The organism is Methanobacterium formicicum DSM 3637, from assembly GCF_000302455.1.
Classification (GTDB): Archaea; Methanobacteriota; Methanobacteria; order Methanobacteriales; family Methanobacteriaceae; genus Methanobacterium; species Methanobacterium formicicum_A.
The window spans coordinates 84,944-111,343 of sequence record NZ_AMPO01000010.1; the positions used below are offsets into that span (position 1 = coordinate 84,944).

The window sequence follows — 26,400 nt, forward strand, 5'->3', positions numbered from 1 at the left end:
AAAATGAAAAAAGAATCTGTTGGCGTTGTAGAAACTAAACACTACAACCTATCTGAAGAATTAATCTTAGATGGTGGAGACAGTCTAAAAGATGTTACAATAGCTTATGAAACCTATGGGACCTTAAACAAGCAGAAAAGTAATGCGATTTTAGTCTGTCACGCCCTCTCTGGTAATGCCCATGTGGCAGGATGGCATGAGGGAGACCGGAAACCTGGCTGGTGGGATAATATAATCGGCCCAGGCAAATGCCTGGACACCGATCGATACTTCATCATCTGCTCCAATGTACTGGGAGGATGCCAGGGATCAACCGGACCTTCATCCCTAAATCCAGAAACAGGGAAACAATACGCATTGGAATTCCCTATCATCACCATCAAAGACATGGTAAAAGCCCAGAAAAAATTAATTGACCACCTCCAAATCAAACAACTATTCTCAGTAGTAGGTGGATCCATGGGTGGCATGCAGGTCCTCCAGTGGTGTGTATCTTACCCTGATATGGTCAGATCAGCCATTCCCATTGCCACTACATCCTATTCATCACCCCAACAAATAGCCTTCAATGAAGTGGGAAGAAGAGCCATAATCAGTGACCCCCACTGGAATGAAGGTAACTATTATGAAGGAGAATTTCCAGACAGTGGCCTGGCCCTGGCCCGTATGATTGGCCACATAACTTACCTCAGTAACGAATCAATGTATGAGAAATTCGGAAGAAGACTCCAGGACAAAGAAGAGTACAGTTTTGATTTTTCCACAGACTTTGAGGTGGAAAGCTACCTCCACTACCAGGGAGACACCTTCACCAAGAGGTTTGATGCCAACTCATATCTCTACATCTCCAAAGCCATTGACTATTTTGACCTGACAGAAAACGGAACAGTATCCTTATCCGAAGCATTAAAGAATGTCAAAGCCAGAGTATTAGTAATATCAGTTGATTCGGACTGGCTTTACACGCCAGCTGAGTCTAAAGAAATAGTAATGGCTATGACTGCCAATGAAGTGGATGTCAGTTACTGCCAGATCAAATCCAGCTATGGTCACGATGCATTCCTCTTGGAAGCTGGACAACTCAGCTACATTATAAACGGATTTTTCAGTGAAACCCTGGTGGTAGATGTGATGACCATCCATGCCGCCACCATAACCGAAGACTCCAGTATTGAAGAAGCAGCAGAGTTAATGCTGGATGAGAAAGTCACCCACCTACCTGTGGTCTCAGAAGATTATAGAATGCTGGGAATAGTTACGGCGTGGGATATTTCCAAAGCAGTAGCTCTCAAATATGATAAACTGGACCAAATCATGACCCGTGACGTTGTAACAGCACTACCCCAGGACCCAATTGAATTAGCTGCACGGAAAATGAGAAAACATAACATATCTTCACTGCCGGTGGTCAATGATCAAGGAAATGTCCTGGGTCTGATAACCACGGACCACATAAGCACCCTCATTGCCGGGGACAAATATTAACTGGACAATATTAAGAAAAAGCAAATATTAAACAAGACAATATTATGAATTGGCAAATATTAAACTGGAAAATTCTTAAGGGACAATTATTAAGAATTTTAACCCCCATATAATATTAGATTAGAGTATTAGAATTATTCACTATTAATAAAGGTTATTCAAGTATTAATAAAAAAACTAGGTGATATACAATGAGTTATATGGATCATTCTGCAACATCACCCGTTAACCCGGAAGTCCTGGAGGCCATGCTACCCTACTTCACAGAATCATTTGGAAACGCCTCTACATTATACGCTCTGGGAAGGGAAGCCAGAACTGCCATGGAAAACGGCAGAAAACAGGTAGCATCACTCATCGGTGCCAAACCAGAAGAAGTGTACTTCACCAGTGGAGGTACAGAATCAGATAACATAGCAATCAAGGGAACTGCCAGCAGACTTAAAAACAAGGGCAACCACATCATCACCAGTGACATTGAACACCCTGCAGTGGAAGAAACCTGTAAATATCTGGAAAAAAACGGATACACAGTTACATACCTCCCGGTGGGAGAAGAAGGTATAGTAAAAGTTTCTGATGTGGAAGAAGCAATCACTGATAAAACCATTTTAATCACAGTGATGCATGCCAACAATGAAATCGGCACTATCCAGCCCATTAAAGAGATCGGGGCCCTGGCCAGGGAAAAAGGAATCTACTTCCACACCGATGCAGTGCAGAGCGTGGGTAAAATACCAGTCAATGTCGAAGATATGAATGTGGACATGTTATCCATATCTGCCCACAAACTCTACGGACCCAAAGGAATCGGAGCACTCTACATCAAGAAAGGAGTAAGGGTAGATCCATTACTCCACGGTGGAGGTCACGAGAGGGGTATGCGTCCTGGAACTGAGAACGTACCTGGAATCGTGGGACTGGGTAAGGCCTGCCAGATTGCCGAAGAGAACCTGGAGAAAAACATGGAATACGTCTCTTCACTCCGGGACCGGTTAATAAAAGGAGTTCTGGAGACCATTGAGCAATCATACCTCAACGGACACCCCACCAAAAGACTCCCCAACAATGCCAACTTCCGTTTCAGTAGTATAGAAGGAGAATCGCTGGTACTGCAACTGGATGCCAAGGGAATCAACGCTTCCACAGGTTCTGCATGCTCCTCCAAAAAACTGGAACCATCCCATGTCCTGATGGCCATAGGACTCAAAGAAGTTGATGCCCACGGATCACTCCGCATAAGCCTGGGCACTGAAAACACTACCGAAGATATTGATTACACTATTACTGCAATTGGTGAAGTAGTTGAAAGATTAAGAAGCATGTCTCCACTTTGGTGTCCAGCCAAAGAAAATTAATAATAAAATATACTTAATAATAAAAAATAAGCAGGTGATGGAATATGTACAGTGAAAAAGTAATGGACCATTTCTCCAACCCCCGGAATGTAGGTGAAATATCAGATGCCAGTGGTGTGGGAACCGAAGGAAACCCAGTGTGTGGGGACCTGATGACCATCTACATCACGGTAGAAGATGATGTCATAACCGATATAAAATTCAAAACATTCGGTTGCGGAGCAGCAATAGCCACCAGTAGTATGATCACTGAGATGGCAATTGGAAAAACATTAGACGAAGCACTGAAGATCACCAGGGATGATGTGGCCGAAGAACTGGAAGGATTACCTCCAGTGAAGATGCACTGCTCTAACCTGGCAGCAGATGCATTAAGAGCAGCCATTGAAGACTACAAAAAGAAACAGGCCGGAGAATCTTCTGAGGATGAAACCTCAGAATAACATCTTTTTTTAAAAAAAACATAAAGCTATAATCCTAGTATGCACTAAAAAAAGGCTTGAATAACCCTAACCTCACTTTTGTATGACTAAATACTCACCTAACCAGAACCGGCATCGGGTTTACCTGGACCATTCAGCCACATCTTCCTTAGACCCTGAGGTGTGGGAAGCAATGGAACCCTATTTTAAAGATAACTTTGGCAATCCATCCACCCTCTACTTACTGGGTCGTCAGGCTAAAAAAGCCACTGAAAAGGCCCGCAAACAGGTGGCATCACTCATAGGTGCCAGTCCAGATGAAGTGTACTTCACCAGTGGAGGTACAGAATCAGACAACATGGCAATACTCGGAACTGTAAATCGTTTTAAAATTGCAAATCGTTTGAAAAATAATGGAAATCATATAATAACTTCATCCATTGAACACCCCGCTGTTCTTGAGACCTGTAAACACCTGGAACAGGAAGGATTCAGGGTTACTTTTTTACCAGTTGATGGTGATGGTATTGTTGATGTAGCTGATGTGGAAGAATCAATCACTGATAAAACCATTTTAATCACGATTATGCATGCCAACAATGAAATTGGCACAATCCAGCCAATTAAACGTATTGGGAAGATTGCTCGTGAGAAAGGCATTGTTTTCCACACCGATGCAGTGCAGAGTGTTGGTAAAATACCGGTAAATGTGGAAGACATGAATGTTGATTTATTATCCATTTCTGCCCACAAACTATACGGACCTAAAGGAGCCGGTGTACTGTACATCCGCAAAGGAGTAAAACTGGAACCATTGTTCCACGGTGGCGGTCATGAGAGGGGTATGCGCCCCGGCACTGAGAATGTTCCTGGAATTGTGGGGTTGGGTAAAGCCTGCCAGATTGCAGATGAAAACCTGGAACATAACAGGGATTATATCACCCAATTAAGGGATAGACTCATCAGGGAAGTCCTGGAAAGAATTGACGAAGTACAGTTAAATGGCCACCTGAGTAAAAGATTACCGGGTAATGCACATTTCAGTTTCAAAGGTGTCAGGGGAGAACCTCTAACTTTCCTCCTGGATAGTAAAAGAGTGGATGCTTCAACTGGATCAGCGTGCTCAACCAAAAAGGTGGAACCTTCCCATGTTCTACTGGCCATTGGGTTGGATGAGGAGGATGCCAATGGCTCCCTCAGGGTAACCCTGGGAAAAGATAATACCTCTAGAGATGTTGATCTGGCAGTTAAAGCAATTAAAGAAGCTGTGGAAACTTTGAGAGCACCGGCAAGTGTCAAGGGAATGACTGAAATTGTTCCTATAAAACGTTACACTGCTGTCTCTAAAGAGAGTTTTCATGGTAAAAATTCTTATAATAATAAAAAATCCGGTTTAATAACTGGGGATGATGAAATTGTCATTGACGAACAGGTTAATCTGATTATCAATGAAAAATTCTCACGGAGTTTTTCCATTAGCCCGGAGGCCCTGGAAGAATTTGCCACCGGCTACCTTCTCGGTGAAGGTCTGGTTGCAAGTGTTGATGGTATAAAGAAGATAGAAATTGACGGGCTGAATATTAACGTGGAGATCGACCTGGCAGATTTTGATATAAAGGATCTAGTGGTGGGCTCGGATTGTTTCGGTGGGTGGAGACGGAAAATTGAAACCATAAACCGGGTGGAATCTGAATTTACTGTCACAAAGGATGATATCTTCTGGGCCATTGAAAAATTAAGGGATGAAGCCAAGGTATGGCAGAATACAGGTGGTGCGCATGTTGCGGGTATGGTCTATCAGGATAAATTCATTTCCCGTGAAGATGTCAGCCGGCATGTGGCTGCAGATAAAGTTATTGGAGCCTCTGCAATGGAGAATGTTGATTTTTCACAAACCTTCATGGTTTACAGTGGCAGGATGCCTGCGGACATGATGATAAAACTGGCCAGGGTGGGAGTTCCTATAATAGCATCCAATGCTGCACCAACTTCATCTGGTTACTCTGTGGCTTTTAAGGCAGGGATAACCATGATCGGATTTTTAAGAGGGAATAGATTTAATATTTACACTAATCCCCAGAGGATATTGATGGAATAAACATTTTTTTAGAACATTTTATAAAAATTGAAGTTTTTTTTGATAATGTTTCTTCTAAGATTTCTGTTATTAGATTTCTGTAATTTAATAATGCTAGTTTGTAATTAGATAATGATAGATGTCGCACCCAATGGGAAACGACACCCTCATTTCCAATTCATATTTCATTCATTTTTGAAAATTTCGTTTTCATCGGCCTGGTTTTCTTTGGCGGTCATATCTTCAGGTGTTAACTTATAAACAGAAACCGCTTTATCATCAAAGGAGGATCGATAACTTTCAATCAGCTTGCTGGTTAATGGCTTCTTGTAATAACCAGGGGTGTATTTTTCAACCAGTTTCTGAAGAGCTGAAGCTGCTTCTTCAAAATCAACAACCTTTTCCACCTTGCCAAAGATCATGACACTCATGTAGGAAGTGTCAGCATGACAAAGCATTGGATCAGTTACTGTTCCGTACTCTTCATACACTGTAAAACAGACTGGTGGTTCTGATGAAAGGAGGTCTACTTTTTTCCCAGAACCCATTCCATGGAAAAATATTGAACCATCATACCACACGAAGTTCACCGGAACAGCGTATGGAAAATCATCATCATTCATTCCAATTACCCCAGTCCTGGTCTCGATTAGGAAATTTTCAATTTTCTCTTTATCTTTGCAGTCTCTCTGCACGTATCTAATTTTATTCATAAAGGGACATCCTCATTTTTCATAGCATTTAGCAGTGTTAATCAACTTTTTTGTTATTATTTAAGTTATTTTTTTCATCCCTCATAGTGGAATAAGGAAGCATACTTCCGATTATTAATTAAACATCACTGTATATAAAGTTTTTTTTAATGCGATTCTGTTAAGTCAATAATGATATTCTGAATGATAACTACAAATTAAGATAATTGAGAAAATTTTAGAATTATCAATAGAATCATCGGAAACGATTTTTTTTTGGGATGGGATTGATTTTTCAAAAAAATAGAAATATATTTTTATTTAACCAAAACGTTTTTTCAAAGCTTTTATTACTGCAACCATATCTTCTTTGGACATACAGTTCAAAGCATCGTCCATATCATCCCATAACATTCCTTTGAAGTTGTCTACGAACACCTCAACTTCACTTTCAGTCATGCATGTTTCAGCCATTATAAAATACCCCCTCATTTTTATTAGTATATATTTTTCTATTGGAGTTATGATTTATTTTTTGGGGTGTGCAGTTATTGCCTAAACTGCCCAAGGAGAATATTGATAACAGAGACAACCATGAAACAGAATAAAACAGAAATACATTAACCGCTGGAAGGTATAATAATGAATATAAATTGGTTGATTTAATTACAGGCACAATAATTGATATTCAAACAACAGTAGAATAGATGGAATACCACTCTAAAAAAGATATGAGGGATAAAATGGTAAAACTAAAAGGATTTGACGATATAGAACTTGAAAAAGAAAAAATTATGAATATTGGAAGTATAGCCCGAATTAACCAGGTCATAGACATACTTGGGGAGTTAGAACCTACTGATGAAATAACAGAGTGTATTGAAATACTGGAAGAAGTAAAAAAGATAGAAGGGTGGTAACAATTTAATTAAATTGTAACAAACTTATCATCCAACTATTAACCACTAATATTAAACTATGGTGTGTACAGGGTCTTCCTATTTTGAAAGTTAGTAGGTAGTCATTCTTTTTAATATTAATAGTAAATGTGACGTCCAGGATTTGAACCCGGATTGCAGGCTTGGGAAGCCCAAGTCTTAACCAGGCTGGACTAAAGTCGCTAATGATGATTTTCGGTTATTATTTATTATTCTTGTTAGTGCTCCGTAGGGGATTCGAACCCCTGTAATCGGATCGAGAGTCCGATAGGATTGCCGACTACCTCAACGGAGCTTTACAAATCTATTGTTATAATTGGCTTTAATATCTATAAACCTTTCGGAGGGCAAATTATAGATTATAACTGGTAAACCATTACCTTTTCTCTTCCAATCTTCTTATAGCCTCATCAAAGAGTATCATTGACTTTTCCAGAATCAAATTAATGGTATAATTACATTTGTAACGTATATTAATGATATTTTTTGCTTTACCATTGGATTCAATGAGTACAAGAGGATAACTCCTGCAGACCTGTGGCCTGGAGTCGTAGATCTCACATTTATGGGTCTCTTTATCCATGAATTTACACGGTCTGATATCTTTGAGTTCGAAGTGTTCGGGGTAGAGTTTATTGTGGATGATTCCATTCTCCAGTTCAGGGTTGAAGGTTAACAGCAGGTTGAGTTCATCCTTGTGTATGAAAATGGATTCAGATTCCTTGCAGCATCTTCCACAAATGAGACACCATTCTTGATGTTCCTTGGCCAACTCATAATTTGATGGGCCACCCATTGCATCTAAACTGATGATGTCTGCCAACTGAATTATTTCTTTAAGGTCCCCTTTACTGACCCCTAATTTTTTGTACTTTTTAACCGATCTTTTCTTTTTCAATCGATTGAAGACCGCTTTCTCCAGGAGTTCAACCTCTTCAGTGGTATTCATTCCACCTTCATCCGACTCCAGAGACTTTTCTCTGAGGGTTTCAAACAGTTCTTTATCAATAAGGAGATCTCTTAACATTGGCAGGCGCTCACTTTGTTTGTTAAATTGTAAATCAAGATATAAACTCTGATTACTCAATTCATCAAAACTAATTCATTGGATAATATGGTTTGATGATTTAAATAATTAATTCTAATATTAAAATTTATTTTAAGTGTTAAATCACTTAAGACCATTAAATCAGGATAATTCAGCCCATAAGTTCTTTATTAAAATATTTTTAATGATTTTTTTTGAATAATTCATTTGATCATCACCTTTAAATATCACTTTTACTTTAAATAAAAATAGGATATATAGACTGGTCATTATAATTAGTGACTGATTATTAATGGTTTTGTTATTATGGATGAAGAAATAGGTACAAGGGACAGAATTATTAACGCTGCTACGCGTCTTTTCCAGCTGCAGGGTTATCATGCCACAGGTTTAAATCAGATTTTAAGGGAAAGCAATGCTCCTAAAGGTTCTTTGTATTATTATTTTCCCAAGGGAAAAGAAGAACTTGCTTTAGAATGCATAAATTTGACCAATGTTTTTGTTGAAAAAACAATTAGGGATGGTCTGGCAGAAATTGATGATCCTGCTGAATCCATCAAAAAATCCATTGAAAAGATTGTAGACAATTCAAATTCTGAAATAGACGATAAACATTCCATTAAAAGTACTAAAAAAGTTTCTGTTAATTTAATTGCATTGGAAACCTATGCAAATAATGAAACATTAAGAAAAGCATGTGAATCTGCTTACAATGCATGGCAAAAGGTTTACACTGAGAAGTTGGTGGAAGGTGGTTTCAACCAGGAAAAGGCAGAGACCTTGGGAATGGTTATTCAATCCATGGTTGAAGGGGCCATAATCATGTCTTTAACCACAAATAGTGATGCACCTATTCAGAAGATTGCCGAACAGATTCCCATTGTACTAAAACATTAAAAATCCTTTTTAATGGATTATTGGGAAGTTTATCTACGAGATTATGGGTAAATCTTCTATTAAACCATTTAATTAAACCATTTTAAAAATTCTTCTTACCTAATCCTTAAAACTCTCCTTTAAATCAAATTTTTAAAAACATTATTATATAGACCGGTCTATTATTATGTCCATATTTGTATCAAAAAATTTCTAAATATTGGGGTTTTCTTCGTTAGGCTCATTAACCCGCTGAATTAGGCTCATTAATACGAGAAATTTTATACTAAACCAGTTTGTGCAATAGAATTTTATCCAAAATTTATCATGTTATGTTGTTCGCCGTAAAAGATCTATTTAATTCTTCAGGAGTACTCAAATGTCATCAATTCAAAATGAAAACTACACTATTAATAAAATTAAACCCTGTAAAAGTACCACCAACCGAATCTTAATTCTGCTGCTGGTTGGTGGGTTCATGTCAATGCTAAATGAAACTGCATTAAACATCGCTTTTCCACATATAATGGGACAGTTTAATATTTCCGCTGGAACTGTGCAGTGGTTAACTACAGTTTATGTTTATGTTTCGGGTATTGTATTTCTTATCAGTGCATTTCTCATTGAACGGTTTTCCACCAGAAAATTATTCACAGCTTCAATGGGATTTTTGATTGCAGGAACAATTGTGGCCTGTTTTTCAACAAACTTTCCAATTCTGTTTGTTGGACGGGTTATACAGGCAATTGGAACCGGTATACTGGTACCCCTAATATTTAACACCGTGCTTATTTTGATACCCCCTGAAAAAAGAGGTGCAACAATGGGAATGGTGACACTGGTGGTAATGTTCGCCCCGACAATAGCACCGGTGCTCATGGGTTTCCTCATGGGATATATGGATTGGCACTGGTTTTTCGTAATGGTACTGGTCTTTTTCGTTGCCATAGCAATTGCTGGAATAGCATTCTTAAAGAATGTAACAGAAGTAGGTCATCCTAAACTAGATCTTCTATCGGTCATACTTGCTGCAATTGGATTTGGAGGAGTGGTAATTAGTTTAAGTGGTATGGGAGAAAATGGATTAAGTCCAAACGTGTCAATCCCTTTAATTGTGGGTATGGTTAGCTTAATACTATTTGCAATTCGCCAGTTAACCATGAAAGAACCTATGCTGGACCTGCGCACGTTTAAATATCCTTCATTCACCATAGGAATTGTAATTACCATGGTTAATGTTATGGTAATATTTGCAATGGTGGTTATACTGCCCATTTACTTGCAGAGTGCCCTTGGAGTCACATCATTTATTGCCAGTCTTATCCTGCTACCTGGAAGTATTTTGAATAGTATTTTATCACTTGTATCGGGTCGTATCTATGATGGGCATGGTCCTAAGATTGTGATCAGCTCTGGACTTGCTATCATGTGTATTTCCATGGTGATGCTTTCATTCCTTTCAGTATCAACACTCCTCATGGTAATTGTACTAATACTGGTTTGTTTTTTCATAGGAACCAGCCTGGTAATGGCACCCAACCAGACACACACCCTGGGAACCCTCCCTCCCAAGTACTATGCTTCGGGTTCAGCTATAATGACTGCTCTACAGCAGATGGGTGGTGCAATTGGTTCTGCTCTATTTGTAAGCTTCATGTCCTTTGGACAGAACAGTTACCTTCAGAATCTGACCAATCCAACTGCCGCACAACAGGTCCAGGCCCTGGTATCTGGAGTGGATTTTGCATATTTAATAGCTGCAGTAGTATTAGGAGTGGTTTTTATTCTATCACTATTCTTAAAACGTGAAAACCCTGCATAAAAGAGATTCAGGTAAAAAGATGGATTTTTTTCGTTTTTTTAATTCATCTTTTTTGATAATTGCACAGATATTTATGCCAGAACAATTTAACTAGATCACTCTAACTGGAACAATCTAACTAAACATTTTAACGAAAATAGCTAAACCCTTAAAATACCTAAAAAATATTAAAAACAGTAGATCTCAAGATCTAAACAATATCTAACATATTTTACCTTTTAACATTCCGGTTAACCAATTTTTAAAAAATAGGATATTAGGCTTTTAATAAATGATATTAGGTCTTAAATTAAGAATATTGAGTTTTAAATAGGAAATATTGGGTCTTAAAATGAGTTATAGTCTTTATTGGCTATTGGTGATGAAATGGGTTATTTAATCTGTGGTAAATGTAAAAGCTACTATAAACTCCAATCAGGTGATTCTGCAAAAGATTTTGTTGATTCCTGTGATTGTGGTGGTAAACTAAGGTATGTTGAAAATTTGGATATTGTTGATCCCAGTTGGAAACAGGTCTCAATCCCGAAAAAAAAGTCCTAAAAGTGAGATTATACGAAACAAGGTGCAATCAGTTTTTTCGCTACGAAATTTCAATTTAAAAAACCGTTTGATTCAATTTTGGTATAATTTAAAAACTCCTTTTGTTCAATTTTGGAATAACTACCGATACCGCATTCGCAATACTCATAACTGGAATAAGAATTATAACACCAATTATAACAACGCCCATTATGGTAATACACAGTATGGTAGAGAAGCTGGCCTCATAGGCCTTATAAATTCCATAAAAAATGAGCTCAATTTCCGTAACATTCGATGGGCCCTAGTAATACCTGTAGCCCTGGTAATAACTATGCTATTAACCTATACGAAGGGTGTTTTCACTCTGTTAGTTTTTATACTCTTAGTGGCAATGGGTTATTTCTTCAGGGACCAAATCGTAGGAACTAAAAATGCGGTGATTACCGGTGCTATTGCATTCTTTTTAGGAAGTCTCTTCGCTGGCTCGTTTCTTTATTTAATTCCATTTACTATATTAGGAGTTGTTAATGGGGCTGTTTGTGGATGGATCGGGGGATATTTAAAAACAAGAATATCATCCTAAAATTTCCCTTTAAACTTTCATACTAATGTAAAGAATTAAATTAGAATTAGAATTATTTTTTGTAATAAGTGTTGTTATTTTGTAATAAACATTGTTTAAAGAACTGCAGAAGTTTAAAAGAAAGTATATGGGGTGTTTACCAACCCCTTTCCTGTAACCTTTCATTTTCAGGTATTTCGCTTATTTCCAGTCCAGGCATGGCACTTCCCAGGTCCCGGCTGACTTCTGCAATGACTTCTGCGTTTTTAAAATTGTGAGTGGCTTCTACAATAGCGTTGGCAACTAGTTCTGGTTTTTCTGATTTGAAGATACCACTGCCCACGAATACTCCATCTGACCCTAGCTGCATCATTAGGGCTGCATCGGCTGGGGTGGCTATTCCACCTGCTGCGAAGTTGACGACTGGTACTCTTCCCTGTTTTTGTGTTTCTTTAACCAGTTCGAGAGGTGCTTCCAGTTCCCGGGCAACACTCCACAGTTCTTCTTCGGTTTTATTGGCAAGTTCGCGGATGGTTCCCTGAATCACCCTCATATGCCTCACAGCTTCAACCACGTTACCGGTACCCGCTTCTCCTTTGGTCCTGATCATGGCTGCTCCCTCATCAATCCTCCGGAGTGCTTCACCCAGGTTCCGGGCTCCGCATACAAATGGTATGGTGAACTGTTTTTTGTCTATGTGGTATTTTTCATCGGCTGGGGTTAAGACTTCACTTTCATCGATCATGTCCACTCCCAGGGTTTCCAGAACCTGTGCTTCCACAAAGTGACCGATTCTGGCCTTGGCCATCACTGGTATGCTCACGGCATCGATGATCTCCAGGACCTTGGACGGATCTGCCATCCTGGCCACTCCACCGGCAGCCCTGATATCTGCAGGGACCTTTTCCAGTGCCATAACTGATACTGCACCTGCTTCTTCAGCAATGGCAGCTTGTTCAGCGTTAACAACATCCATAATAACTCCGCCTTTGGTCATCTTGGCGAAACCTTTCTTCAGTACTTCAGTTCCATGTAACATTCTTAAATTCTCCTATATTTGTTTTAAATTTCATTTATTTATCTTAAATTTAGTTTTATATTAGATATAAACGTGTTTTCAAATAAATATATTGTTTATTAAGTTTATTTAGATATTTATCCGTGATCTCATGTTATTTGTGAAATTTTTTATTTAAATTACCTTACTAATATTATCTATGAAACATTTTAATCCAGATCTGCTTAAACAGGACATGTTTTAAAAAAGATAAATGAGTTGAAAATAAGAAATAAAATAGGATTACTTAGTTATTCATCTTATTTGCAATATATTTGAACTTTATGCCATATATTGAAAATTAGGGTATTAAAAATTCAAGAATCTTGACTTTAAAGAATCCTAACTTTATCTCCTGTTTTAACCTTTCCTCCAGTGATAGCCCGGGCGAAGATACCTTCCCTGGGCATTATACAGTCTCCTGCCTGCAGGTAAATAGCGCAGCGGTTGTGGCATTCTTTACCAATTTGGGTGATTTCCATGATACAATCCCCCACCTGGATTCTGGTACCAATTGGAATTGTGACCAGTTCTATCCCAGAGGTGGTAATATTCTCTGCAAAATCCCCTGGATGCACATCCAGTCCCATATCCTTCATTTTATCAATGCTTTCCTGGGCTAGAAGACTTACCTGCCGGTGGGTCTGGGAACTGCTATGTGCGTCACCCACCAGGCCATGGTTTTCTTTAACCAGGCACTCTTTAACGTTTATCTTTCGGGTCTGCTTCAGGGGACTGGTGCACACTGCAATTACCTCGCCGTACTCAAACTTTTTCACATTTTCACTGGATGCAGATTTTATCATGAAGATCACTTAAATAGGATTTATATATCGACCTTAAGATTTAATCTTGTGTTATTAAAGCTTTATTACTAAGATTTCAACGAATCTATTAGATTATCCCTTAAAAATTATAAATTATCCTTTAAAAAATGGTTTATGGATTTATCTATCCACTGGCCCATTTTTAACATTTAAAAATATTTTGATATTTATCAATAATTATTTGGATCCTTTAACTTCACCCTTTTCTGTTGAGGTTGTTGTTACTCCGCCTTTGAGCTTTTCAATGGCTACTTCAGCCACTCTTTCACCAGATAGGAGCATTCCCCCAAAGGTGGGTCCCATACGGGGGCTTCCAAAAGTGGTGGCCACAGCCATACCGGTAACCAGTAAACCGGGGTAGACTTCTTTGGTGTTCTCCACAATGGCGTCTTCTGATTTTTCCACCCACATTCCCTGGAAACCTTCCGTGTCAACCATTCCTCTTTCTTCCAAGGATTTAACAACCACAGCGTCGTGTCCAGTGGCGTCAATGACTATTTTAGATTCAATGGCAACCGGGTCAACACAGGTAATTGCGCGTGGCAGTGCCGAAACTGGAGTCCAGTTTATAACCACTCCGGCAACTTTACCTTCACGAATAACCACGTCATCGAATTTGGTCATGTTAACCACTTTGGCACCGGCATCCATTGCACTGGCAATAAGTTTAGAACAGGCATGTGGACCATCGGCAACAAATAAACCATCCTGAACCTTTTTGTAGGGAACTCCTATTTCATCTAATATTTGTTCTCCTGGTTCTCTGACAGTTAATTTGTTCATGAGGTAACCCCCAATCCAGAACCCGCCTCCAAGGTAGTTGTTACTTTCAATTATCAGGGTTTTAACACCTTGCTGGGCAAGTCTACGTGCGGCTATCAAACCACTAGGCCCTGCACCGATGATGATAACATCACTTTCTATGTAATCAATGAATTCTTCTGCAAATTCTGATACAATTGCCTTGGTCACATCCTTTTCTGAAACTTTTGAAAATATTTCCATTTTTCTTCCTCCTAGTTATAATTTCACTTTTAAACTCCCTGCGGAAGTGGGAACTTCAACAAGACCATCTTTAACAATTGTTATATAACTATAGTTACTTATAAAAATTGCGCCCAGTTTTGAAATTAATAACTCAGTTGGAATAACTCAGTAGGATTAATCAGTTGGAAAATTGTAAAAAAATATTAAATCGTAAAAATCAGCAGGAATGATTTTTAAAAACCATTCAAGATAAATCATTTTTTAAGTAATTTAATACCTGCAATGGCTTTATCAAACTCATCCTCAGCATCAATTTTTTCAAGTGTCTCCAGCACCAGTGGTAATTCTGCATTAGTTTCAGGATGCCTGGGGGCAGCCAAACAGCCACTATCTGGGAGTATGGATATATCAAAGGTACCGATCTTTTTTGCAATATTTTCAATCTCCACCTTATCCAGCCCAATAAGTGGACTTAAAACTGGCATGGAAGTTGAGTAACGTGTTGCCAGGATATTGGGCAGGGTTTGAGATGCAACCTGACCCATACTGCTTCCATCGACAATGGCCAGGGCGTTTTCTTCACGGGCGATCTTCTCGGCAATCTGGTACATTCCACTCTTACACAGTACACAGGTCATCCTTTCTGGAGCTTCATCCTTACACTTTTGCAGATATTCTCCATAGTCAACCTGGTAAAGTTTCAGTTTTGAACCAGCAGAGTATTCTTTCAATTTTTCGTGCATTTTCAGGATTTTTTCGTTGGAACCAGATGTGAATGGATGGTTGTTAAAGTTCACCATGGTAACACTACAACCACGCTTCATCATTAAAAAAGTGGCAACTGGTGAGTCTATGCCCCCAGAAACGAGTGCTATGACTTTTCCCTGTGTTCCCATGGGTAAGCCGCCCAGTCCCTGTATTTTCTCATGGAATACATAGGTTTTATCATCCCTTACTTCTACATATAATCTGAAATCGGGGTTTGAAAGGTCAACTTTGGATTCGGTTACTCCATACACCACTGAACCCGCATAAGCTGCCATTTCCTGACTGGAGAAGTCATGTTTGCCCACCCTTCTACACTTAACTGCAAATGAATCATCTGATGAAAAGGCCCCTCGGGCTACCAGTTCCCTGGTGTAAGTGTCGATCAACTCCTTTATAGAGTCATGATCAGTATGGGTGACTGCCGCTGGGCTGTATGAAACTATACCCACAATTTTCTGGAGGGATTCGAGGGTTTTATCCAGATCCTGGGGATAAATGAAGATCCTGCCCTGTTTTATCTCTATCTTGTCTTTGATAACAGTTTTAATATTTTCTATGAGCTTTCGCTCGAATCGTCCTCTAACCTTCGGGCTTTTAACTCCAATTTCCCCGTAACGAACTATTATTAATTTCTCCAGCATCTTTAAACTCCTTAAAATTAAAAAATTTAATAGTTAGGTCTTAAGACCTATTTCCCACATACTTCACAATCTGGCCTTTTATTGGTTTTAACTTTTTCTACCTCTGACCTCAAACCATCCCACAGAAGTATCTCATTTTCCAGAAGCTCACCCTCCCCCGTAATATATTTAACTACTTCAGTAGCCTGTACCACTCCAATTAATCCGGGTGTAAGTCCTATAATTGGGAAAACTGATTTAGGGGGGCTTTGAGGGAATATGCAATTTAGACATGCAGTTTTACCGGGTATGATGGTGGTGGCCTGACCATCAAATCCACTTACTGCACCGTGGAAGTAGGGAATATCCAACTTGAATGCAGCTTTATTGAGGGTGTGACGGGTGTCGAAGTTGTCCATGGCATCCACTATCAGATCTGAGTCACCAACTAGATCATAAACATTATCCTCAGTGATGGTTTCAGATATGATGTTCACTTTTATATCTGCATTTAAGTTGGTAAGTGTTTCTTCAGCTGATTCTGTTTTTTTCCGGTTTATATCTGCATCCCCATGTAAGATCTGTCGGTTGAGGTTGCTTAATTCCACAATGTCGTGGTCGGCTATGGTTATGTTTCCCACTCCGGCCACTGCTAGATACACTGATATAGGGGAACCCAGTCCTCCTGCACCTGCAATGAATACCTTTGCATTTTTAAGTTTTTCCTGTCCTTCTTCGCCAAAAATCATTGTTTGACGAACATATCGTTTAATTTCGCTACTGGTTAGCATGTTACATCCCCATATTATATTTTTTTCATTTTTTAACCGTTAGTTTTATTTTTTAACCGCCGAACACTACTTTAATCACGGTTATCTCATCTTCATTGGTTAAGAGCTGGTCTTCATGGATTATGGTATCATCCTTTTTAACCACCACCTCCATGGAGTTAATTTCAAGCTCCTTGAGAACCTCTTTAACCGAAGATGAGTCAATTTCCAGTTCCTTTGTTGGTTCGTCTTTGATATTTACTTTCATTTAATCACCGACCAATACTTTATTTGGTCGTATTTTAAACTAACATTATTTGATAATTTTTTGCAATGAATTTTACCATGTTCTGTCAATTTAATTAAATCTAATCCTTTTGAACTATTCTATTTTCACTGTGAGATTATTTTAATTCAAATCACATTTTAAACACCTCTTATCCATTTTTAGTTAATTTTCAATTGATATGGAATCAGAATATGAAAGTTATCCTGCTGCAAAACCTTTATCCAAATCTTCAATCAGATCATCAACATCTTCCAGGCCCACTGATAGGCGTATGAGATCGTCTGTTATCCCCGCATATTCCCTTGCCTGGGGGGTCATTGAGGCATGGCTCATTGTGGCAGCGTGTTCCACCAGGGAATCTGCTCCTCCCAGGGATTCAGCCAGAGAAAATAATTCCAAACCATGGAGAAATGTTCCAACATCTGACTTGAGTTTAAATGAAACCACTCCCCCGTATCCGGTCATCTGTTTTCTGGCTATTTCATGGCCAGGATGACTTGGTAGGCCCGGGTAGTAAACCTCCTTAACCTGAGGATGATCCTGTAAGTACTCGGCTATGGCCATGGCATTACTGGCGTGTCTTTCCATTCGGAGGGGTAATGTTTTTATACCACGCAGAACCAGCCATGAATCAAATGGCGCGGCATTAGTCCCCATTCCATTGAGGATGAAATGAATGTCCTCAGCCAGTTTATCGGTGGTGGTTACAATGGCCCCACCAATCACATCACTGTGACCGTTAAGATACTTGGTGGTGGAATGAACCACCAGATCAATACCAAAATCTATTGGTTTCAGGAAGTAAGGACTGGCAAAGGTGTTATCCGCCACAGTGAGTAGCTCGTTTTCACGAGCAATCTTGGAAACCAGTTCCAGGTCAGTTATATTCAGGAGTGGATTGGAAGGTGTTTCCACCCATATCATTTTGGTGTTGGGTTTTACTGCATCCTGGATTTTTTCTTCATCATTGAGTCGTATGAAGGTAAATTCAATTCCGAAACGGGTCATTATCTGTTCAAACAGTCGATGTGAACCTCCGTAGAGATCATCACAGCTTATTACATGATCACCTGCACTTAAAAGGTGTATGGCGCTGGCAACCGCAGACATTCCACTGGAAAATGCGAAACCCTGGTTACCTCCTTCAAGGGCAGCTATTGTATCTTCAAGTACGTTTCTTGTGGGGTTGCTGGTCCGGGTGTAGTCATGTTCTTTGGGTTTCTGGTATCCATCAAACACAAATGTTGAGGTTTGACATATTGGGGTTGATATTGCCCCGGTTGCTTCATCAGGTCTTCTGCCTGAATGTATAGATTTGGTATTAAATCTCATTATTTTTTCTCCTTTAAACTGTTAAGTTGCATATTTTGTCTAATGATAAATTTAAGTTGAATAAAATTGGATTTAGGCTATTTATTCCATTTTTCGGATGCATTTTTCATTTAATGAAATGTTTAACACCACTTATCATAACGATAGTTATATAACAATTGTTATATCTTATATAAGTTACGGTGAAGGGACCTATGATTATAATTACCGAGAATTTAAAAGAAATTATTAACTTAAAATGGGGGTAATTAAATTGAACCTTATTACCAGTTATAATGATTTAAAATTTTCCATACGCTGTGTTGATGTCTGGAAAAAACTCAAACCATCCTCCGATGAAATTTTTGAAGCTCTCAATTACCATGTAAATAGAAGTAAAAACTCAGATGACATTTCTAGACTAAGTTCTATCAGCCTTCAGGAATATCTTGAACTGTTGATGGATGTTATTCAGGAAGAATCAGGGATATGGTTTTTCTATGTGGATATTGCAGGAGTACTGTTTGACCATGTGCAGGATAAAAAAATATTCATTTATCAGACTGAAAATGGATACTGTGTTATTTTTGAAAAATAGGTGAAAACTAAACTGATTAAGGGAAACAGGGTGCTTATCAGGATATATTTAGTTAATTAAGTCATTTTCTTTCACTATGAATTCCCTCATGATAAATGGACTACCATGGCCAGGATAAACCATATTTACCTCTATTTTTTCCAATTTTTTAACACTGGAGTGGGCTGCAGTTTCATCATCCATAATAGAATTCAAGGCAGGTTCACTAGTATTGGTTAAAAGATCACCGCAGTATAGATCATTGTCTCCAGTCAGGATACCAATTGAACCCCTGGAATGGCCGGGTATATGAATTATTTTTGCATTTAATCCGTAACTTGAAAGATCATAACCATCCTCCACATCAATATCTGCTTTAAACCAGTCTGATTTGTTTAAACGGATGAATGGTAATGAAAACATGATCCGGGTCAAGAAGTTAACGTCCCTATTGTGTGACATGTTACCTTCCCGGGTCATTCCTGCATCATCTGGATGCATGGCTATAAGAGAACCGTGTTTCTGGCGAAGGTAAGCTGCATTGCCAGTGTGATCCGAATCGCCATGGGTGATTATGATAAGTTTCAGATTCCCTTCCTTGCAACCCGCACTTTTCAGTTCTTCTTCCAGACTGGTACGTTTACTGGATGGTCCAGTATCAATTAAGACAAAACTGGTGTTGATCTTCAGAAGGTAACAGTTAACAGTAGCTATACCACCATAAATCTTCAATTCAATAGTTTTTGTATTGAACATTTCATTCCCACCATCATTTATTTGGAAACTTCAATCATTTAAAAAAAACTCCTTCAATCGTTTAAAAAAATTTAATCATTTTAAAAAAATAAAATCATTTATGCTTTTTGAAAAGATCCCTCTTCCGAAAATTAAAAAAAGTAAGAAAAAGAATTAGGGTGGACTTAATATATTATTTCCGGGCTTTAGCCACTTTCCTGGCTATAACCAGTTCTCCAATGGCTATCAAACCAACGAAGAATTTTTCCAATCCTCCAGTGGCCCAGATAGCTTCACCAAAGGTGGAGTTTTTGATTCTTTTCTCGTAATCATTGGCAGTGACTCGTTTACCGGTTCTGCGGCGGGTGACAATGGCTGATGCTTCCATGAGTTCATCCCAGGTAACTCCTTTAAGTTCTTCTGCCATGGCTTCGAAGATCTTGGAAACTTTAATCTCATAGAGACTGGAAAGGGTTTTTACGATATCAAAAGTTCGTACCACACCTACAACAACATCATCATCACTTATCACAGGTATGTTAAACACTTTATACTCTCCTGCTTCCAGAACAGCTAAACGTGCAGGGTCATCATCATGCACATGGACAATGTCCTCTTTGGCGTACATCACGTCTTTAACCTTTTTTTTACCTTCCCTGAAACCTCTGGTCACATCCAGGGAAGTGATCCACCCAACCAGTCTTTTTTTATCATCAACCACTGGTGTGGTGAATCTTAATTTTTTCTCCATTAAAATGGATACTTCTACCAGGTCATCGTCAGGGGATACTACAATAAAATCCTTGTCCATCATTTCATTAACTTTCACTTAAACCATCTCCAGTTTTAAAGCCCCTACCGGGCATTTTGTAGAACAAACTTCACATAAAATACATTTTTCATGGTCCAAAACTACCCGGTCGCCATTAAGTTTAATGGCATTTACTGGACAGTTTTCCTCACAGACCTGGCACTGGACGCAGGTGTCCTCGTCCACCAGGAGTTCTTTTGTTTTTATCACAGGCCCTAGTTCTCTTACAAGATTAATGGACCCTTGGGGGCAGACATTAGCACAGGCACCGCAACCTACACATGCTTCCTGGTCAATCTGGGCAGTTTCTCCCTCACTAACAGTTATGGCTTCAGTGGGGCAGAATCTAACACAGGTAGAACATGAATCACATTTATCTGGATCTACCTCAATTGATTCCATGCGCAGTTTACGATGGGGCACCTTAACATCCTTTAGATGAAATTTAACATCATCCTGGACAGTTGATGTGCTTTCAATGACATGTATACATTTCACAGGGCAGGTCTGGGCGCAGATTTCACATTTCACACAGCCATCTAGGATCTTTGCTGGTCGTGAGAATGTGGCGTCGCTGATAGCATTAACTGGACATTCTTCCACACACAAATTGCACCGGACACACTCTGGGGAGATAGTTATGAATTCATCTTCAAAGGCACAGTCCTCGATTTCTCCTTTAAACCCTTCATGACTATCTTCCATGTCCCTGGATTTAAGGGCTACCTCTCCCTCCAGTACCTCTTTTTTCTTTTTGAATGTTACATCCATCTTAACACCGTCATATAATTCACTAACTGTGGGTATTATACTACTGGTTAGTTTATTTCCTTCCCTGATTTATAGTATTATGATAACATCTAATTTAAGTTATATCTAATTTTTTAAAGATACTATTTCTTCTAAATATCAGTTCACCTTGGTGATTATTTTTAATCTGCATTGTCATAATTGTGCCATTGTCATAATTGTATATTTTATCTTAATTCATCAATGCATTTTATCAGGATACTTGGATATTATCTGTGATAAGAATGGAAGTCCGCTGATGGCACCGGGCATCTTCACACAGTATGATGCCACGTAGTTGCCCATGTTGGCTGATCTTTTGATACTTTTACCAGTTAAATATCCGTAGAGGAATCCGGTGTTAAATGCATCTCCGGCACCGGTGGTGTCCTGACAATTTACATTGAATGCATCCAAACCATAGAGTTCATCACCATCAGTAACCGTACACCCATTTTGTCCCTGTTTAACTACCAGTATTTCCAGTCCAAAATCAAGAAGGGCTTTCATTTTCTCCTCTTCTTTTTCCTGGTGTGGCATTAGTATTTCCAGTTCTTTCTGGTTTAAAAGTAAAATATCAGTTCGCTCCAGTAACTTCTCCAATGTTTTAATGCCTTTTTCTGCGTAAATCATCCCGGGGTCCATGCTGACGGTTACACTATCTGGAATTGATTCTAAAAACTCTTTTTGAACCTGGATTGATTTGCCTACGAATGAGGTGAGGTGAATGAGTCGAGTATTGGATATGTATTCCAGGTTGATCTCCTTTGATTGGATGTCATCGTTTACTCCGGGATCAACATATAAAGCTCGTTGACCTTCAAGGTCCACGAATCCCTGGACAGTTCCACTGCGGCCATTGGATTTTTTTATAACTCCCCCAGTATCAACGCCTTCATTTTCAAGGTTTTCCAGGAGTAACTGCCCTGGTCTGTCCCGGGCCACTTTGCCTAAAAAACCAGTTGAAAGTCCAAGTCTGGCCAGTCCTATTATGGTATTGGCTGCTGAGCCCCCGCAGCTTTCATGAACGTTTGTAATATATGCTTCTTCATCTTCTCCAGCTATCTTATTAACCCGGTATAGTTTGTCCAGGTTCAGTGCTCCAAATCCCACTGCATCCAGTATAATGGAAATAACATCACATCCAATTGTCAATTTTAATATCTATTTAAATTTTTATATTCTATTTTTATGTTAATTTTTACCTAATCTAATTTTACTTAGTTTAATCTTATTTTTAATCAATGGTAAAATGTTTTAACCAACGGTAAAATTATTTTTACGAGATTTTTTTAAGTTTTAAGGGAATAACTCCTTCAAATGTATCTGGTGGTCTCCCAGTTTCCCATCGTAATTACCAGCGGATATCCCCATGACGTCATCATAATCCAGCAGGACTTCGATTCCTATTTTCATGGCTTTTTTCAGACTTTCAAGGTTTAAACCGTTTAATACTATTTCTGGAATGTAATTAACACCCTCCGGCACCTGGGATTCTCCTCCCAATATGTTCTGCAATGTTGGGCAATAAGGGTGATTGGTGGTGGGCCCAATCCAGGGGTAGTTGGTTTCAGGCTTTGAAGCTGCAGAACAGATATCAAAAGGAGTGATCACACCTTCAATACTTTCAATTGCCTTCAGGGCAGCTCTACCTCCCTCAAGTACTGCTTCTTTACTCCGGGAGTAGTACCAGAAGTTCGCGCCCATAATTCCTTCGGTGTACCCTAACTTGCGTTCAATGAGAAAGTCGGGTATGGCTATGGGTACCACAATCATGTGCCTACCGTATATTTCTTCTTCCCACTCGTATCCATCACCACAGTGACCAACATATTTCATGGTGTCAATATAGCCCGAGGGGTTTATAGATGCATCAAATACAGAGGTGAATGGTTTTACCAGGATGTCCTGCCTTATACGGTAGGATAATTCCACCTGAAACTTTTCAATATCCGTGGTGTTGTACCAGAACTGGAGTATTGCTCCTTTTCTATGGTCCGGGGTCTGATCTTCATTTAACCATCCCTCAACTCCTCCTTCCACCCTACCAATCACGGTTCCAGGGGTGCTGGTAGCATCGTAGGCAGCTCTCTGGAGGGTCAGATCATCATCGGCAGTGACAATAACCCTGCAGCAGATACCATTGAAGGCCTCGGCATATGTATCTTCAATTTTACCTATCCTTACTGGATATTTTCCCGCATTTCCAGGTAAATCTCCTTTCCCTTTTCCAGTGGTCATTAACCCAGTCCTCCAATTGATTCTCCTCTAACCTCTTTGCGGAACTTACAGCTATCTTCTTTAAGCTCTTCCAAATTGTCTGGGGTGATTAATTCCAGTCGTGTGTTGGTCTCAGCAAGTTTAAATGCAAGCTGGGGGTTAACTGGATGATCTTGCACTGCTTTTTCAGGATCTTTTTTGAAGGAGGATGCAAATTCCAGAACCATATCCCTGTCATATCTATTGAACAGATCGGCAAGTATAGATGTTATTGTAGTATTGTCTGATATAACAGCAAGCGATGCATTATCAAGTGCGAATTCATTCCCATTAAATGATACTGCGATTCCACCATTATCCCGGGCATATTGGAGCGGTTCTACATCGGTTATACTATCTCCTACATACATCAGGTCACATGCCTGGTAATCTTTTTGGGCCATAATATCCAGAACTGCTTCTTTTTTGGCTTCACCACCCACCGGTTTGACTTCAGTTAAGAGTGAACCAATTTCCATGCCTGGAATTTCTTCACAGAATATGCGTTCCAGGTTATCAAATTCAGGGTTCGAAAGAATTGATAATCGGAATTCTTTTAGTTTATTCCTATCTTCATCACTTAAGGGGTGGTTGTCCAGATCCAGCTGGGTACAGTAACACCGGTTAAAGGAAAAGTTGGTTAAATCACATAGTGCCCGGATGTAATGCTCGTAGCTGGTGCTGACAATGTATGAGGGCATGATAAATTGAAGCAATCCCAGGGTGGCCCTGGCTCCAGGTATCAGAAGAACATTTCGTGATGAAAACTCCATCATATTAAGATTAGTAGCACCATATGCTTTTAAAAATGGTAAAATTAGTTTTAAAGTGCTTCCTGCATTATAACCTGGTCTTTTTATCTCATCTACCAGAATATCATCGTAATGACTTAATATCTGGAAGAACTTTTCCCCATCTTCAATGAAATGACCTGCCATTTCAAAGGCATTGTCATTAACTGTGATGGGTCCTTCACAATCAGAAACAAAGAATTTTTTACCTAACAATCTACATCCTCCTGTGGACGATTAAAATTGAATACATGGTTTTTAGATTATGTGAATGTTTAAAATATTCACATGTTTAAATTAGTTTATTAAAAGATATTTTATTAAAAGATAGGGTAGGATCATTTTTAAAGATTAACTTTTTTAAAGAGATTTTTTAATGATTGATTTAGATTGGTCTTATGAGTTAGATTAGTCTATAAATTTTACTAAGTTAATTTTTTTATTCATGGAGTTTTATTTGTTGATTCACTTAGGATTAACTTATTTTAGGATTAACCTATTTCAGTTAATGTTTTAGGGATTAACTAGGAGTTAACCTATTTTAAGATTTAACTTATTATTTATGAATTAACCCATAAGAAAATAAATGAAGTCTTCAAAAAATATAGACAAGATTTTTTTAAAACTAATCTTTATCTGTATGATCCAGTTTAATGGCTCTGGTGGGGCAAATGGCCTGGCATTCTCCGCATAGAATACATTTATCTTCACTAACTGTGACCTGATCATTTTCCAGGGTCATGGCATCAACCGGGCATTTGTTGACACAGACTCCACATTTTTGACAGGCATCGTTGTCAATGAGAACTTCCCCTGAAGATGGGCCGGTAATGTTACGCCTTTTAAATAGAACACGGCCGTCTTCAACCTGGAAAGATTCTTCTTTAAGTGAAATAGAATTAAATGGGCACGTTCCAACGCATTTACCGCAGTAAACGCAGTCCTCTTTAATATGTACTGGTGAAGGCATTTCCAGTTCTATACACTCCACTGGACACTCTTTTATACAGGCACTACAACCAATACAAGTATCTTCATCCACCATTATCTCCCGGTGGGGGTTGGTGGCATGTATTATTTCTTTAAGATCTTCAATTTCAAGATCTCCTCCAACCAGTGCTTTGATCTGGTCAGTTACCAGGTCAGTGACATCCTGGGTGAATTCATCTTCTTTATGACTATAACTTACTTCACGGGTGACTTTATTCAGGATAGAATCTATTTTAACTGTTTCACGGGCTAATTTTTCACTTTCTTTTTCCATTAACTCGGAAACAATTTCCATGGTTTTTATTTTCTGGTACCCTTCATATGCCCTTTTACGGGAAGAATAACGTATTGCAGTTGATGGGCAGACATTCATACATTCTTCACATCGTGCACAGTAAGATGGGTTGATATAGGGTAGTTTATTCATTTTACCAACATTAATGGCGCCTCTGGAAGGACATACACGGGTACAGGTCATGCAGCCAATACATTTTTTCTGGTTTACCACAATGGCCTTTCCACCTACCACTGAGCGGGGCAGGATCTCCCCGTATTTTATGGCTTCAGTGGGACAAACCCGGGAACAGTAGCCACAACGCACACATTTATCTTCATCAATTACACTGTGTGCTTCCTCTGTGCCAGTAGAAACAAGGTGAATGGCACCCATTCGGCAGGCGTCCACGCATGCTCCGCACTGCCTGCATAGTTTGGTGTTTATGTTGGGAACATTTTCTCTACGAGGTTCATCGAGGGTTGTTTCCATATGTATAGCATCGTAGGGGCAGACATTTCTACACAGAACACATCCTAAACATTTATCATCAATTTCAATGTGTTTGTCTGTGGGATCTTCACTAACTGCATCCACAGGACAGGCATTAATACAGGGCCTTTCAGTGCATATGGTGCACTTATGATGATCAATGTTGTATTCCACTTCCACGTCACGAAGTGGTTTGTAAATCTTTTTAGGTTTATCCGATTTTCCAGTTTCATCGGTTGCTGTGGGCATTT

At 39.1% G+C, this 26,400-nt stretch carries 26 protein-coding genes, 2 tRNA genes and 1 pseudogene; 10 read left to right on the plus strand and 19 right to left on the minus strand.

Annotation, left to right across the window (positions count from 1 at the left end):
* Nucleotides 1-3: 3 nt before the first annotated feature.
* The 5 genes and pseudogenes from metX to fdhD all read left to right on the plus strand — a co-directional run bounded on the left by metX (nucleotide 4) and on the right by fdhD (nucleotide 5,363).
* Entirely contained in the window at nucleotides 4-1,485 is a 1,482-nt protein-coding gene (gene metX / locus A994_RS10650) for a homoserine O-acetyltransferase MetX (RefSeq protein WP_004031585.1), read from the plus strand.
* A 191-nt stretch (nucleotides 1,486-1,676) separates the two neighbouring features.
* Nucleotides 1,677-2,843: a cysteine desulfurase NifS gene (gene nifS, locus A994_RS10655; protein WP_004031586.1), complete on the plus strand. Its 1,167-nt coding sequence runs from the start codon at nucleotides 1,677-1,679 to the stop codon at nucleotides 2,841-2,843.
* A gap of 44 nt (nucleotides 2,844-2,887) precedes the next feature.
* Complete coding sequence (gene nifU / locus A994_RS10660) at nucleotides 2,888-3,286, plus strand: Fe-S cluster assembly scaffold protein NifU (RefSeq protein WP_004031587.1); 399 nt, start codon at nucleotides 2,888-2,890, stop codon at nucleotides 3,284-3,286.
* Between the two features lie 82 nt (nucleotides 3,287-3,368).
* Nucleotides 3,369-4,526 (plus strand): annotated as a pseudogene (locus A994_RS13655) (cysteine desulfurase family protein); the annotation flags it as partial.
* A 42-nt stretch (nucleotides 4,527-4,568) separates the two neighbouring features.
* A complete protein-coding gene (fdhD, locus tag A994_RS13660) occupies nucleotides 4,569-5,363 on the plus strand; it encodes a formate dehydrogenase accessory sulfurtransferase FdhD (protein WP_202802587.1) in 795 nt (264 codons plus the stop codon).
* Nucleotides 5,364-5,527: 164 nt separating this feature from the next.
* On the opposite strand, the gene A994_RS10670 is transcribed toward fdhD, so the two are convergent.
* Nucleotides 5,528-6,055 carry a pyridoxamine 5'-phosphate oxidase family protein gene (locus A994_RS10670; RefSeq protein ID WP_004031589.1) on the minus strand — a complete coding sequence of 176 codons (528 nt, stop codon included), beginning with the start codon at nucleotides 6,053-6,055 and terminating at the stop codon, nucleotides 5,528-5,530.
* A 300-nt stretch (nucleotides 6,056-6,355) separates the two neighbouring features.
* Nucleotides 6,356-6,508, minus strand: a complete 153-nt coding sequence (locus A994_RS13415; protein WP_004031590.1) for a hypothetical protein — start codon at nucleotides 6,506-6,508, stop codon at nucleotides 6,356-6,358.
* Nucleotides 6,509-6,741: 233 nt separating this feature from the next.
* Here A994_RS13415 and A994_RS13420 point away from each other — a divergent pair, with 233 nt between their 5' ends.
* A complete protein-coding gene (locus tag A994_RS13420; protein ID WP_004031591.1) occupies nucleotides 6,742-6,954 on the plus strand; it encodes a hypothetical protein in 213 nt (70 codons plus the stop codon).
* Nucleotides 6,955-7,086: 132 nt separating this feature from the next.
* On the opposite strand, the gene A994_RS10680 is transcribed toward A994_RS13420, so the two are convergent.
* From A994_RS10680 to A994_RS10690, 3 genes are all read right to left on the minus strand, one after another.
* Nucleotides 7,087-7,153: transfer RNA gene (locus tag A994_RS10680), tRNA-Gly, on the minus strand.
* 41 nt (nucleotides 7,154-7,194) lie between these two features.
* A tRNA-Glu gene (locus A994_RS10685) sits at nucleotides 7,195-7,267 on the minus strand.
* A gap of 81 nt (nucleotides 7,268-7,348) precedes the next feature.
* A complete protein-coding gene (locus A994_RS10690; RefSeq protein WP_004031592.1) occupies nucleotides 7,349-7,999 on the minus strand; it encodes a YkgJ family cysteine cluster protein in 651 nt (216 codons plus the stop codon).
* 327 nt (nucleotides 8,000-8,326) lie between these two features.
* Here A994_RS10690 and A994_RS10695 point away from each other — a divergent pair, with 327 nt between their 5' ends.
* From A994_RS10695 to A994_RS10705, 3 genes are all read left to right on the plus strand, one after another.
* On the plus strand, nucleotides 8,327-8,917 hold the full coding sequence (locus A994_RS10695) for a TetR/AcrR family transcriptional regulator (protein ID WP_004031594.1): 591 nt from the start codon (nucleotides 8,327-8,329) through the stop codon (nucleotides 8,915-8,917).
* Nucleotides 8,918-9,275: 358 nt separating this feature from the next.
* Complete coding sequence (locus A994_RS10700) at nucleotides 9,276-10,718, plus strand: MDR family MFS transporter (protein WP_004031595.1); 1,443 nt, start codon at nucleotides 9,276-9,278, stop codon at nucleotides 10,716-10,718.
* 472 nt (nucleotides 10,719-11,190) lie between these two features.
* On the plus strand, nucleotides 11,191-11,823 hold the full coding sequence (locus A994_RS10705; protein ID WP_004031597.1) for a hypothetical protein: 633 nt from the start codon (nucleotides 11,191-11,193) through the stop codon (nucleotides 11,821-11,823).
* Between the two features lie 136 nt (nucleotides 11,824-11,959).
* Here the strand turns inward: A994_RS10705 and pdxS are convergent, their stop codons facing one another.
* The 7 genes from pdxS to A994_RS10740 form a co-directional block, all read right to left on the minus strand.
* Nucleotides 11,960-12,841, minus strand: a complete 882-nt coding sequence (gene pdxS / locus A994_RS10710) for a pyridoxal 5'-phosphate synthase lyase subunit PdxS (RefSeq protein ID WP_004031599.1) — start codon at nucleotides 12,839-12,841, stop codon at nucleotides 11,960-11,962.
* A 350-nt stretch (nucleotides 12,842-13,191) separates the two neighbouring features.
* Nucleotides 13,192-13,665 carry an MOSC domain-containing protein gene (locus tag A994_RS10715; protein ID WP_004031600.1) on the minus strand — a complete coding sequence of 158 codons (474 nt, stop codon included), beginning with the start codon at nucleotides 13,663-13,665 and terminating at the stop codon, nucleotides 13,192-13,194.
* Nucleotides 13,666-13,863: 198 nt separating this feature from the next.
* Nucleotides 13,864-14,691 (minus strand): sulfide-dependent adenosine diphosphate thiazole synthase, encoded by an 828-nt coding sequence (locus A994_RS10720; RefSeq protein WP_004031601.1) that lies wholly within the window; start codon nucleotides 14,689-14,691, stop codon nucleotides 13,864-13,866.
* A 236-nt stretch (nucleotides 14,692-14,927) separates the two neighbouring features.
* Nucleotides 14,928-16,082 (minus strand): tRNA uracil 4-sulfurtransferase ThiI, encoded by a 1,155-nt coding sequence (gene thiI / locus A994_RS10725; RefSeq protein WP_004031602.1) that lies wholly within the window; start codon nucleotides 16,080-16,082, stop codon nucleotides 14,928-14,930.
* Between the two features lie 47 nt (nucleotides 16,083-16,129).
* The gene (locus A994_RS10730; RefSeq protein WP_004031603.1) at nucleotides 16,130-16,852 is read right to left on the minus strand and encodes a HesA/MoeB/ThiF family protein; all 723 of its coding nucleotides are present in this window, start codon (nucleotides 16,850-16,852) and stop codon (nucleotides 16,130-16,132) included.
* Between the two features lie 52 nt (nucleotides 16,853-16,904).
* Entirely contained in the window at nucleotides 16,905-17,099 is a 195-nt protein-coding gene (locus tag A994_RS10735) for a MoaD/ThiS family protein (protein WP_004031604.1), read from the minus strand.
* Between the two features lie 219 nt (nucleotides 17,100-17,318).
* Nucleotides 17,319-18,452 carry a trans-sulfuration enzyme family protein gene (locus A994_RS10740; RefSeq protein ID WP_004031606.1) on the minus strand — a complete coding sequence of 378 codons (1,134 nt, stop codon included), beginning with the start codon at nucleotides 18,450-18,452 and terminating at the stop codon, nucleotides 17,319-17,321.
* 253 nt (nucleotides 18,453-18,705) lie between these two features.
* Here A994_RS10740 and A994_RS10745 point away from each other — a divergent pair, with 253 nt between their 5' ends.
* Entirely contained in the window at nucleotides 18,706-19,029 is a 324-nt protein-coding gene (locus tag A994_RS10745; protein ID WP_004031607.1) for a hypothetical protein, read from the plus strand.
* 48 nt (nucleotides 19,030-19,077) lie between these two features.
* Here the strand turns inward: A994_RS10745 and A994_RS10750 are convergent, their stop codons facing one another.
* From A994_RS10750 to A994_RS10780, 7 genes are all read right to left on the minus strand, one after another.
* Complete coding sequence (locus A994_RS10750) at nucleotides 19,078-19,764, minus strand: MBL fold metallo-hydrolase (protein WP_004031608.1); 687 nt, start codon at nucleotides 19,762-19,764, stop codon at nucleotides 19,078-19,080.
* A gap of 172 nt (nucleotides 19,765-19,936) precedes the next feature.
* Complete coding sequence (locus A994_RS10755; RefSeq protein ID WP_004031609.1) at nucleotides 19,937-20,572, minus strand: CBS domain-containing protein; 636 nt, start codon at nucleotides 20,570-20,572, stop codon at nucleotides 19,937-19,939.
* Nucleotides 20,573-21,325: a 4Fe-4S binding protein gene (locus A994_RS10760; RefSeq protein ID WP_004031611.1), complete on the minus strand. Its 753-nt coding sequence runs from the start codon at nucleotides 21,323-21,325 to the stop codon at nucleotides 20,573-20,575.
* Between the two features lie 219 nt (nucleotides 21,326-21,544).
* Complete coding sequence (locus A994_RS10765) at nucleotides 21,545-22,498, minus strand: carbohydrate kinase family protein (RefSeq protein ID WP_004031612.1); 954 nt, start codon at nucleotides 22,496-22,498, stop codon at nucleotides 21,545-21,547.
* Nucleotides 22,499-22,642: 144 nt separating this feature from the next.
* Nucleotides 22,643-23,584, minus strand: a complete 942-nt coding sequence (locus A994_RS10770; RefSeq protein ID WP_004031613.1) for a formylmethanofuran--tetrahydromethanopterin N-formyltransferase — start codon at nucleotides 23,582-23,584, stop codon at nucleotides 22,643-22,645.
* Nucleotides 23,584-24,609 carry a hypothetical protein gene (locus A994_RS10775; RefSeq protein ID WP_004031614.1) on the minus strand — a complete coding sequence of 342 codons (1,026 nt, stop codon included), beginning with the start codon at nucleotides 24,607-24,609 and terminating at the stop codon, nucleotides 23,584-23,586. Before A994_RS10775 ends, A994_RS10770 begins: the two co-directional genes overlap by 1 nt.
* A gap of 409 nt (nucleotides 24,610-25,018) precedes the next feature.
* On the minus strand, nucleotides 25,019-26,398 hold the full coding sequence (locus tag A994_RS10780) for a 4Fe-4S binding protein (RefSeq protein ID WP_004031615.1): 1,380 nt from the start codon (nucleotides 26,396-26,398) through the stop codon (nucleotides 25,019-25,021).
* Nucleotides 26,399-26,400 lie beyond the last annotated feature (2 nt).